Below are 11,341 nucleotides of genomic sequence, written 5' to 3'. Positions count from 1 at the left end.
TACCGACCATACTACGGAGATAACTACCGATGCGTGCGATCCTCGGAGCTTCCACGGCATTGCTGGCCCTGATGGCCGCTGCGCCGCTCGCCGCATCACCGTCCGTCTACAGCGCCATGCCGGATGAGCCCGCCGCCGTCACCGTTTCCGCCATCGGCGACGGCCGCGCGGACGACACCGCCGCGATCCAGCAGGCGATCGACAAGGCCGCGCAAGGCCCGGCGGGCAAGGGCGTCGGCGGCGGCATCGTGTTCCTGCCCCAAGGCACCTACCGCATCAGCCGCACGCTGTTCCTCTGGCCGGGTGTGCGCATCTTCGGTGTGGGCGGGAAGCGCCCGGTCATCGTGCTCGGCGCCAAGACCCCGGGCTTCCAGCGCGGCGTGGCGCACATGCTCGTCTTCGCAGGCTCGGCGCGGGAACGTGATCCCAAGGACAAGCGCGAAGTGGCCTTCCCGCCGCCCGGCTCCGTGCCGTTCAACAAGGATGTGGCAGACGCCAATCCCGGCACGTTCTACTCGGCGCTCGGCAACATCGACTTCCGCATCCTGGACGGCAACCCCGCCGCCACCGCGATACGCTTCCACTCGGCCCAGCACAGCTTCGTCAGCCATGTCGATTTCGACATCGGCTCCGGCCTTGCCGGGCTCTACCACGTCGCCAACGAGGCCGAAGACCTGCACTTCCGTGGCGGCCGCTACGGCATCCTGGCGGAAAAGCCTTCCCCCGCCTGGCCCTTCGCCTTGGTGGATTCCACTTTCGAAGGCCAGCGCGACGCCGCCATTCGCGAGCATGAAGCCGGGCTGACGCTGCTCAACGTCTCGATCCGCGACACGCCCGTCGGTATCGAGATCGACAAGGGTTATGGCGACTGGCTCTGGGGCCAGGACGTGCGCTTCGAGAACGTCTCGAAAGCCGGCGTGATCGTTTCCAACGAGAACAACGTCTATACCCAGGTCGGCTTCCAGAATGCACTGGCCACGCGCACCCCGGTTTTCGCCCGCTTTCGCGATAGCGGCAAGACGGTGCCCGGCAAGGGCGAGAGCTACAAGGTCGCCTCCTTCACCCACGGGTTGACGCTGCCGGCGTTCGGCAAGATGGGTGAGTACCGCACGCAAGTCGATGCCGCGTCGCTCTCCGCCCTGCCCGCTTCTTCCGCCTCGGTGATCCGCGCATTGCCGCCGGTTTCCGAATGGGTGAGCGCCCGCACGCTCGGCGCGAAGGGAGACAACCTGACCGACGATACCGCCGCGCTCCAGAAGGCGATCGACACGCACCGCGTGGTCTATCTCCCCTCCGGCTTCTACAAGGTGAGCGACACCCTGCGGTTGCGCCCGGACTCCGTGCTGATCGGCCTCCACCCCAGCCGGACGCAGATCGTCCTGCCGGACGGGTCGGCGGGTTACGCGGGGATCGGCGCGCCCAAGGCGCTGGTCGAAAGCGCGGCGGGCGGGGATGCGATCGTCGCCGGGATCGGGCTCGACACCAGTGGCAACAATCCGCGCGCGACGGCCCTGCTGTGGAAGGCAGGTGCCCGCTCGATGGTGAACGACGTCAAGTTCCAGGGCGGTCACGGCACCAACCGATTCGACGGCACCCGCACCGATCCGTACAACAACAACGCCACCGCCGATCCTGACGCATCGCGGCGCTGGGAGGGGCAATACGCCAGCCTCTGGGTCACGCAGGGCGGCGGCGGCACGTTCGCCAATGTCTGGAGCCCCAGCACCTTCGGCCATCCCGGGATCCTGATCTCCGACACCAAGACCCCCGGCCGGATCATCCAGGCCTCTGTGGAGCACCACGTCCGCACCGAGATCGGCCTGAACCGCGTATCCAACTGGGAACTGCTCGCCCCGCAGACCGAGGGCGAAGCCGGCGAGAGCGGCGATGCGGTCGCGCTGGAGATCCGCGATTCCAGCAATATCCTGGTCGCCAACCTCCACGCCTATCGCGTCACCCGCACCCGCAAGGCCGCGCCCGCCGCCGTCACGCTCTACAATTCGCACGATATCCGCTTCCGCAACGTCCATGTGAACGCCGAAAGCGGGCTCGGCACCTGCGACGAAAACGGCTGCGCCACGTTCCTGCGCCTGACCAAGTTCCCCTACGAAAACGCCCTGCGCGATGTGACGCACGGCCTCGACGTGCGCGAACGCGAGTTCGCGGTGCTGGACGTTACTGCTTCGCCCGCCCCCGCCGTTCCGGCCAGCTTCGAAGGCGCACAGGTCGAAAAGCTGGCGGACGGTTTCCACTCTATCGGCGGCGGCGCGGTGGATGCGGCGGGCAAGCTCTATTTCATCGACCGGCATTTCCAGCGCATCTGGAGCTGGTCGGACCAGGGCAAGCTGGAGATCGTGCGGGACGCCACGCTCGATCCGGTGAACCTAACGGTGGACCGGTCCGGCAACCTGCTGGTCCTGTCCTCGTTCGGCCGCAACGGCACCGTCTACAGCCTGAAGCCCGGAACGCCCGATACCGAACTGACCGTGATCGCACCGCGCCCGGCCCAAAGCACCAGCGGCGCGGCGACGGTGCTGCCGGTGAACTGGTGGATCAACGGCGAGTTCAAGGATCAGATCGATCCGAAGACTTACCAGTTCACCACCCTCGCCGAGCTGTTCACCCGCAACATGGCAAAGCCGCAAGCACAGGAATATGCCTCGCCGGACGGCAGTGTGGTCCTGCCCGCCTGGCGCGTTTTCGCGCAGGGCCCGTCCGACCATCGCGGCCTGCGCTTCTCGGACTCGCTCGACACTTACGGCTTCGTCCAGGGCAAGCCCGGCGAACGCGTGTTCCTGACCAACGCCTCGGAGAACCGCACATATAGCGGCATCGTGGGCGCGAAAGGCAGCGTTACCGGCCTCAAGCCTTTTGCCGAACGTGGCGGCGAAGGTGTCGCCAGCGATGCCAGCGGCCGCGTCTATGTCGCTAACGGGCAGGTCTTCGTCTATTCCCCCGAAGGCCGGGAGATCGGGCGGATCGACGTGCCCGAACGGCCGCTGCAACTGGTGTTCGGCGGTGAGAATCGCAGCACGCTCTACATCCTGACCCACCATGCGCTCTACGCCGCGCGGATAAACCGGTGATGCGGGTGATCCGCGCGCTGTTGGTGCTCATCGCGCTGGCCTTTCCGGCGAGCGCATGGGCCGATCCGCAGTACCGGCTGCTGGTCCTCGCCATCCCGAACAAGTACCACTACGAGTACATTCCGATAGCGCGCGACAGCCTGGAACACCTCGCCCGGCTCCACGACTTCGAGCTTACCTACACAAATGATCCAACCACATTCGAAGGCGACCTGACGCGCTATGCCGCCGTCATGTTCCTCAACACGCCGGGCGAGGAACTGAACCCGGCGCAGCGACAGAACTTCGAGAGCTACATGCGCGGGGGCGGGAATGCGATCGTCGTCCACCGCGCCCTGATCGCGAAGCCGGACGCCTGGCCCTGGTACGAAAAGCTGGTCGGCCGCAGCTTCGTCATTCATCCGATGTTGCAGACCGGCGTCGTCACCGTGACCGACCCCGGCTTCCCGGCGACTTTCGGCCTACCCCGGCGCTGGATCTGGAGCGACGAGTTCTACGTCACCGCCAACCCGCACAACGTGAAGATCGAAACCGTGCTTCGCGTCGACGAGAGCAGCTACGATCCCACCCGAATCTGGCCGGGACAAGTCGCGAGGCCGATGGGGGACCATCCGGTCGCCTGGCAGCACCAGTACGAGAAAGGCCGGGTCTTCGTCACCACGCTGGGCCACAGCGGCGAGGCCTATCGCGACCCGCAGTACCTCGCCCACCTGATGGGCGGCATCTACTGGGCAGCCACCGGCCTCGGCCAGCAGCGCTGAGACTCGTCAGGGTTGGTCCTGAAGGGAAAATATCCGAGACGCCGGCGTCCACTTGCTTCCCGAAGACCAAGGCAGCGGGAGCTGGAACTGATCCATCAGGCTTTCCCATGCCTGCACCTGCGGATCGGCCGCGTCGGCCGCCGCTTTCCGGGCCGGATCGAAGTCGGGCCCGGTTTCCATGATCATGACCAGCCGGTTGCCGGTCCGATGAATCTCCATGTCGCGAATTCCCGCGGCGCGGATGCTTTCGACGACAGCCGCCGGAACCGCGCCCGGCGCGTGCCATGCCTCGTAGCGGGCAATGGCTTCGGCCTCGTCCACAAGGTCCAGGAACAGAACCTGCCGCATCACGTCTCCCATTCCGGTTCCGGCGCCAAAAAGCTACTGGCCGGGAATCCCCCGACCAGTAGCGAACAGGCTGATCGCCGCAAGGCGGATCAGTACGTCAGGCGTGCCGTGAGGCTGATGCGCCGATCGTTGAGCACGTTGGACTGCGGCCTGCTGGCGATGCCGTAATACGTGCGGTTCTCCGTGTTGGTCAGGTTCACGCCATCGAGGGTCAGGGCGAAGTTCGGCGTGAACGTATAGGTGATCGACGCGTCCAGCTGTCCGCGCGCATCGTTGAAGATCGGCAGGTTACCGCTACCATTCCCGCGCGTGGTCACGACGTACTTGCTGCGCCAGTTGTAGGCGACGCGCGCAGAAAGCGGTCCCCTGTCATAGAAGCCGATCAGGTTGTAGCTGTACTTGGACAGCAGCTCGAGCGGCACCGAAAGCTGGTTGCCTTCGTTGTCGGCCGCATCGGGGCTGGGCGCCTTGCTGTCGACATAGGTGAAGTTCGCCTGGACGCCGAAGCCTGACAGAGCGCCGGGCAGGAAGTCGAAGAAGGTGTTGCCGCCGATTTCGAAGCCCTTGATCTTGCCGTTGTCGCCATTCAGCGGGCGGGTGACGTCGACGTTGAAGGGGCCGTTGCCGAAGTCGTAAGTCTCGGTGCTGGTGATGTTGGCGATGAAGCCGTCCACCTTCTTGTAGAAGGCCGCGCCGTAGAGCGAACCCGTCTGTGAGAAATACCATTCCAGCGAGGCGTCGAACTGCTTCGCTTCCAGCGGCTTGAGGTACGGATTGCCGCTCGAAGCCGTGCGCAGGCCGCTGCCGGAATTGAACTCGACGATGTTGATGTTCGGATTGAGCTGCGAGAAGTCGGGACGGGTCAGCCCCTTCGAGGCGGCGAGGCGAAGCTGCAGCTTGTCGTTGAAGTGGTAGCGCAAGTTCAGGCTGGGCAGCGCCTTGGTGTAGTTGGAGTTCACGCCCAGCGCGACGTATGAGATCGGCCCGTTCCCCGGCTGCCCGTCGATGATCACCTGCGGGGTCTGGACGATGAAGCCGTCGGTGGAAACCTTGGTCTTGACGACGCGGACACCGATGTTGCCGTCAAGCGGGAAGCCGGCATCCTCGAAGTTGAACTTGGCAAGACCGTAGGCGGTGTAGGTCTTTTCACCCTGGGTGTTACGATCGCTGGGAACGTAGCTCACGCCGTCGAGCAGGGCCTGGCTCTGGCTTCCGGCATAAGGCGCCAACGCCTGACGGGTGGCGTCATAGTCCAGCACGATCCCGCGATTGAAGAACACGCCGCCATCGGGCACGCCCTGATAGCCGCGATAGAGATCGCCCCGGAACGGGTGGACTTCGTAGAGATTGTCCGCCAGCGCGCTCAGGCCGTAATAGGCGTAAGTGCTGGAATCGGTGACGGCGGAACGGTCGGTATAGCGCAGGCCTGCGGAGATCGAGCGCAGGAAGCCACCGTCGAACTTGTATTCCGCGTCCAGGCGCCCGGAATATTGCTTGCCCACCGAATGGTCGATGTGGTCGAGATAGCCGCCGCCCAGCGGTGCATAGTTCGCCACGTCGGTAACCGAGCCGTTGCCGTTGGCGGGATTGTTGTCCGGTAGGATATCCATCGTCGGTACGCCGCTGCCCACCACCTGGTAGAGCCGCTCGGCGTTCGAATGCAGGATGACGATCGACCGCTGGCCGTCGGTGGTCCCGCGAATGTACTGGAAGTCACCGTTAACCGACAGGTTATTGGTAGGATTCCACTTCACGTTGAGCGAGAAGTCGTTGGTGACCGACTTGCGGCGCTCAAGGCTGGTGTTGGAATCGATCGGCACGTTGGCGAAAGTGCCGCTGCGGAAATTGCCGTCGTCGTCGAACGAGAAGGGCTGGGTGTAGTCCGGCGTGATCGGATTGTCGCCGGTATAGGCGAAGAAGCTGTAGTCGCCGTACTGGAACTTGTAGTCCGAACGCACGTATTCGCCGGTGAACAGCAGCGTTTCGGTGGGCTTCCACTGGATGGCCGCGTCGATGCCGATGCGGCGGCGGTCGCCCAGGTACTGGCCTATGCCCACGCCGTGCGGCAGATAGGTGTCTTGGCCAAGGCGGCCGAGGCCCGAAGCCACGGCATAGTCGGCCGCGTCGTTCGGAACGCCGTTGGCGCCAAGCGTCTGGTCCAGTTCGTAGAAAGGCTGGCTGGAGATCTGGTCCTGGCGGAACGCGGTCTTCTGGTAGGCGACGTCGACCATGACGCCGATCTCGCCGATGCCGGTGTCCCAGCGGTCGGACAGCAGCAGGTTCGCCTGCGGCGTCGACTTCCCGTAGAGGTCATAGTAGTTGATGCTGGCGCTGGCGGAGGCCTTGAAGCCGTCGAAGTCGAAGGGCTTGCGCGTGCGCAGGTTGATCAGGCCGCCGATGCCGCCCTCGATCTGGTCGGCCGCCGGGTTCTTGTAGACGTCCACGCCCGCAAGCAATTCGGAAGGCACGTCTTCCAGGCTCAGCGTGCGGCCACCGTTGGCGGTGAACACGTCGCGGCCGTTCACTTCGGTGCGGACCTGGCTGAGGCCGCGAATCGAGACCGAGCTGCCTTCACCGAAGCTGCGCTGGATTTGGATGCCGGTGATGCGCTGCAGCGCCTCGGCCACGTTGCGATCGGGCAGCTTGCCGATGTCCTCGGCCACGATGGAATCGACGATGACGTCGGAATTGCGCTTGATCGACTGCGCGCTGCTGAGGCTGGCACGCACGCCGGTGACGACGATATCGTTGCCCTGCCCGTCCTGCGGCGCGGCAGTTTCCGCGCTCTGCTCCGTCGCGGTTTCCTGCGCGCTGGCGGGCGCGATCGTGCCGAGCGCGACAGTGGCCACCGATATTCCCGTAAGCAGACGCGCACGGCGCGATGCCTGAACAATCGTCCTCATGGACTTCCCCTCTCCCTGGCTCCTTCGCGGAGCACATCCTCAAAAAGCCTCGCCTTTCGGCCGAGCACGCGATCCGGCTTTGAGCCAGCCGTTTCTCGCATTGCCCGGAGCGAAGACGAGCGACTCATTACGCTTAATCGAAACATTATGAAATATAAAAATTGATTTCATATGTGGATTGTGATCGATGGGCATGGCAAATCCGAGCGCGGTCGGCAAAAGAGGATCGGTGCAGGAACGGGAGAGGATCGATGGACGGCAAGACGCGCTACCAGGCGCCCGCCCTGAAGAAGGGACTGGAAATCCTCGAACTCCTGGCCGGATCCAGCGAACCGCTTATCATGTCCGACATCTCGGCGGCGCTGGGCCGTTCGGTCAGCGAGATTTTCCGCATGCTCCAGGTGCTGGAAGAGCACGGCTACATCGCGCGCGCGGAAGACGGATATCGGCTGACCAACCGCCTCTTCACCCTGGGCATGAGCCAGCCGCCGATCCGCGACCTTGCCTCCACCGCGCTTCCGGTCATGCAGGAACTCGCGCGGAACCTGGGCCAGAGCTGCCATCTGGGCGTGGCCTCCGGCGCCGAGATGATCGTGATCATCGCCATAGAGGCGCCGGGTTTGTCCGGATTTGCCGTCAGGGTAGGCTATCGCCGGCCGCTGCACCTCTCGAATTCCGGCCGCATCCTCCTCGCGTTCCAGTCTCCCGAGGCGCGCGCCGCCATGATCGCGGACATCCGCCGGGCCAGCGGGGACGATCTTGACGAAGCCGCCCTGCTTGCGCGGCTGGACAAGGTGGCGGAAGCGGGCGGGGCCAGCGAACCCAGCCCGATGCTGACCGGCATCACCGACCTGTCGGCGCCGATCCTGCTGGGCGGAACGGCCCGCGCCGCCCTCACCGTGCCGTTCGTCGCGGGACCGGCCAGCAAGACCACCATCGAGGCCTGCAGCCTGAGCGTGCGCCAGGCGGCCGCCACGATCGGCGCGGCCATGTCTCCGATCCGACAGGGGGTTTCCCCCGAAATCCAGGAGTAGATACCGTGACCCGGATGACCCGCCGCACCACTTTGGCCGCCGTCGCTGCCTTGGCCGCCTTGCCCCGCATCGCGCGCGCGCAGACGGGCGCTGCGGACGAAGTGGTTCCGCTTTGGCCGGCCTCGGCTCCCGGTTCCACGGCCGCGCAGATCCGGCGCAAGATCGCCGACCAATCGAAGGACGCCGCCCACCCCGATCGCTGGATCACCGGCATCGACCGGCCGGTCATGGTGGTGAAGCGCCCGACGCGTCCCAACGGCAGCGCCATGCTGGTGGTGCCGGGTGGCGGCTACGGTTTCCTGTCCTACGACAACGAGGGAACCAGCCAGGCCGCATGGCTCAATGCGCGGGGCGTCACCGTCTTCATCCTGCTCTACCGCCTTCCCGGCGAAGGCTGGACCCGGCGCGAGGACGTGCCCTTGCAGGATGCCCAGCGCGCCATGCGCCTGATCCGCGCGGGGGCCGCGCGGTTCGGGATCGATCCCGCGAAAGTGGGCGTACTGGGCTTCTCCGCGGGAGGACATCTGGCCGGGTCGCTGGCCACCCGTCACTCCGAGCAAGTGTACCGCCCCGTCGACGAGGCCGACCGCCAGAGCGCCACACCGCAAGTCGCGGGTCTGCTCTACCCGGTCGTCAGCCTCGTGGCACCGTTCACGCATGTGGGATCGCGCGACAATCTGCTGGGGCCGGGATCGACGCCCGCTCAGCAGACGCTGCGCTCGGTGGAAGCGCGGGTGGACGGCGCGACGTGCCCCACCTTCCTGGCCCACGCCGCCGACGACGGTCTGGTGCCGCCGGCCAACAGTATCGCCCTGTTCCAGGCCTTGCAGGAAGCAGGCCGTCCTTCGGCGCTGCATGTGTTCGAGAACGGCGGTCATGGCTTCGGCGTTCGCCTGCCCGCGACGATGCAGGCCGCCGCCTGGCCCGCTCTCTTCGCCACGTTCGCGCAGACGCACGGCGTTCCCTCGGCATGAGGCGCGGGGTCGCGCTGCTCTCGGTTTGCGCGGCGCTATGCGCCGCGCCGGTCGCCGCGCAGCAGTATCAAAGCTCGCCCGAGCGCCGCACCGTTGTGGAGAAGGACTGGGGCGAATGGCTGGGGCCGTTCCGCGCCAAGCTGGTGCCCAGCCTGATGCAGGACTTCGGCGAGCGCTATCTCTACGCCCCGGCGAACGCCGCCCTTCCCGCCCCGAAAGCCGGAGAACGGCGCGTGGTATTCCTGGGCGATTCGATCACCGACCGCTGGAACCTGACCGCCGCCTTCCCCGGCCGGGACTACGTCAATCGCGGCATCGGCAGCCAGGTCACGTCGCAGATGATCCTGCGCTTCCACCAGGACGTGATCGCGCTGAAGCCGTCCGCCGTGGTCATCCTGGCCGGGATCAACGACATTCAGGGCTTCCTCCAGCAAGAAACGCCGGAGCAGATCGAGGCGAACTGGGAGACCATGGCCGATCTTGCCGATGCCCACGGCATCAAGGTGGTGTTCGGCGCGCTCCTGCCGGTCAACGACTACACGCCGGCCGCCAAGGACGTCGTGAAGGAGCGCGCGCCCAACCGGATCCGCGCCCTGAACGCCTGGCTTCGCGCCTTCTGCGCGCAACGCGGCTATGCCTTTGCGGACTATCATCGCCCGCTGGTCGATGCGCGCGGCCTGATGGCGGCACGCTTTACCGATGACGGGGTGCATCCGCTGGACGGCGGCTATGCCGTGATGGCGCCGGTGGTGCAGCGCGCCATAGAACAGGCTCTGGGGGACAGACCATGACATTTCATTTTCGACTGGCCGGATTGGCTCCTGCGATCATGCTCGGCTTCGCAAGTCCGGCCCTTGCGGAAACGCAAGTGCCCGGCGATCCGCATGCCGCAGACCCGGTAGGCATCGTCGCCGACCCGTGCCCCGCCCATCCCGCGCCCACGGACCAGGCGGGCTGGGTTACGTGGAACCTGCATATGCTCACGCGCGATTTCGGCCAGCTCTGCCGCTATGCCGAGGCGAACCGGGCGATCGCGGCGCAGAAGGTCAGGGTCGTCTTCATGGGCGATTCCATCACCGACAACTGGATCAATGCCGATCCCCAGCTCTTCACCGAGGGGCTGGTCGATCGCGGCATCAGCGGGCAGACGACCGCGCAGATGCTGGTCCGCTTCCGTCAGGACGTGATCGCGCTGAAGCCGCAGGCGGTCCACATCATGGCCGGCACCAACGACATCGCGGGCAATACCGGCGCGGCAACGATGGACACCGTCTTCGGCAATATCCAGAGCATGGCGGAACTGGCCCGCGCGCATGGGATCAAGGTGATCATCGCCTCGATCCCACCCGCCGCCGCATTTCCCTGGAGCCCCGACAAGCGCCCCGTGCCGCAGATCGCCGAGATGAACGCGCGTCTGGCGGCTTACGCCCGCGCGAACCGCTTCGCCTTCGTGGACTATCATGCCGCCATGGCCCTGGCCGACGGCGGGATGAAGCCGGGCCTCGCCAGCGACGGCGTCCACCCCACGCCTGAGGGCTATGCCGTGATGCGTCCGCTGGCCCTCGCCGCCGTAACCGGAACCCTGGGAGCAAAACGATGATCGATTTCAAGCGCCGCTCCTTCCTGGCGGGCGCCGCCGCGCTGGGCCTCGCCCGCACGGCCCGCGCTGCCAGCGCCATGGGAAGCGCGCCCGGTCCGGTCCAGGCCAACTGGCCCTCGCTGGTGGCGAACTACCGCTATCCGGACTGGTTCCGCGACGCCAAGCTGGGCCTCTGGTCGCACTGGGGGCCGCAGTCGGTGCCCGCGCAGGGGGACTGGTACGGCCGCTTCATGTACATGCAGGGCCACCCCATGTACGAGCATCACCTGAAGACCTACGGCCATCCCTCGGTCGAAGGCATGAAGGACATCCAGAACCGCTGGAAGGGCGAGCGCTGGGATCCGGACGCGCTGATCGCGCGCTACCAGAAGGCCGGCGCCAAGTATTTCGTCGCCCTCGCCTGCCATCATGACAATCTGGACTGCTACGACAGCCGCTACCACGCCTGGAACAGCCTGCGCGTCGGCCCCGGCAAGGACGTGGTCGGCATCTGGGAGAAGGCCGCACGAAAGGCCGGCCTGCGCTTCGGCGTTTCCAACCATGCCGCCCACGCCTGGCACTGGTACCAGACGGCCTATGGCTATGACCCCACCGGGCCGGAAAAAGGCCGCCGCTACGACGCCTTCGGCCTGCGC

9 protein-coding genes are annotated in these 11,341 nt (G+C 65.9%); 7 read left to right on the top strand and 2 right to left on the bottom strand.

The genetic code is table 11. The annotated features are described in order from the left end of the window. The first annotated feature begins 29 nt into the window (after positions 1–29). Together ACI3K3_RS21535 and ACI3K3_RS21530 are read left to right on the top strand one after the other, a co-directional pair. On the top strand, positions 30–3,086 hold the full coding sequence (locus ACI3K3_RS21535) for a glycosyl hydrolase family 28-related protein (RefSeq protein ID WP_404917456.1): 3,057 nt from the start codon (positions 30–32) through the stop codon (positions 3,084–3,086). Continuing rightward, entirely contained in the window at positions 3,086–3,847 is a 762-nt protein-coding gene (locus tag ACI3K3_RS21530) for a ThuA domain-containing protein (RefSeq protein WP_404917454.1), read from the top strand. Before ACI3K3_RS21535 ends, ACI3K3_RS21530 begins: the two co-directional genes overlap by 1 nt. A 6-nt stretch (positions 3,848–3,853) precedes the next feature. On the opposite strand, the gene ACI3K3_RS21525 is transcribed toward ACI3K3_RS21530, so the two are convergent. Together ACI3K3_RS21525 and ACI3K3_RS21520 are read right to left on the bottom strand one after the other, a co-directional pair. Next, positions 3,854–4,195 carry an L-rhamnose mutarotase gene (locus tag ACI3K3_RS21525; protein WP_404917452.1) on the bottom strand — a complete coding sequence of 114 codons (342 nt, stop codon included), beginning with the start codon at positions 4,193–4,195 and terminating at the stop codon, positions 3,854–3,856. An 89-nt stretch (positions 4,196–4,284) separates the two neighbouring features. After that, positions 4,285–7,098, bottom strand: coding sequence for a TonB-dependent receptor (locus ACI3K3_RS21520; protein WP_404917450.1), 2,814 nt, complete (start codon positions 7,096–7,098; stop codon positions 4,285–4,287). 251 nt (positions 7,099–7,349) lie between these two features. Here ACI3K3_RS21520 and ACI3K3_RS21515 point away from each other — a divergent pair, with 251 nt between their 5' ends. The 5 genes from ACI3K3_RS21515 to ACI3K3_RS21495 all read left to right on the top strand — a co-directional run. After that, the gene (locus ACI3K3_RS21515; RefSeq protein WP_404917448.1) at positions 7,350–8,132 is read left to right on the top strand and encodes an IclR family transcriptional regulator; all 783 of its coding nucleotides are present in this window, start codon (positions 7,350–7,352) and stop codon (positions 8,130–8,132) included. A gap of 5 nt (positions 8,133–8,137) precedes the next feature. Then, entirely contained in the window at positions 8,138–9,106 is a 969-nt protein-coding gene (locus tag ACI3K3_RS21510; RefSeq protein ID WP_404917446.1) for an alpha/beta hydrolase, read from the top strand. Next, entirely contained in the window at positions 9,103–9,897 is a 795-nt protein-coding gene (locus ACI3K3_RS21505; protein WP_404917444.1) for a GDSL-type esterase/lipase family protein, read from the top strand. The genes ACI3K3_RS21510 and ACI3K3_RS21505 overlap by 4 nt, the downstream gene beginning before the upstream one ends. After that, entirely contained in the window at positions 9,894–10,706 is an 813-nt protein-coding gene (locus ACI3K3_RS21500; RefSeq protein WP_404917442.1) for an SGNH/GDSL hydrolase family protein, read from the top strand. The genes ACI3K3_RS21505 and ACI3K3_RS21500 overlap by 4 nt, the downstream gene beginning before the upstream one ends. Beyond that, positions 10,703–11,341: alpha-L-fucosidase (locus tag ACI3K3_RS21495; RefSeq protein WP_404917440.1), on the top strand; the 639-nt coding region annotated here is incomplete at its 3' end. The genes ACI3K3_RS21500 and ACI3K3_RS21495, both read left to right, overlap by 4 nt.

The sequence above is a fragment of the Novosphingobium sp. ZW T3_23 genome, assembly GCF_044987305.1.
Taxonomy (GTDB): Bacteria; Pseudomonadota; Alphaproteobacteria; order Sphingomonadales; family Sphingomonadaceae; genus Novosphingobium.
The sequence above is the reverse complement of the archived record's forward strand: the minus strand, read 5'-3'. Positions and strand labels throughout refer to the sequence as shown.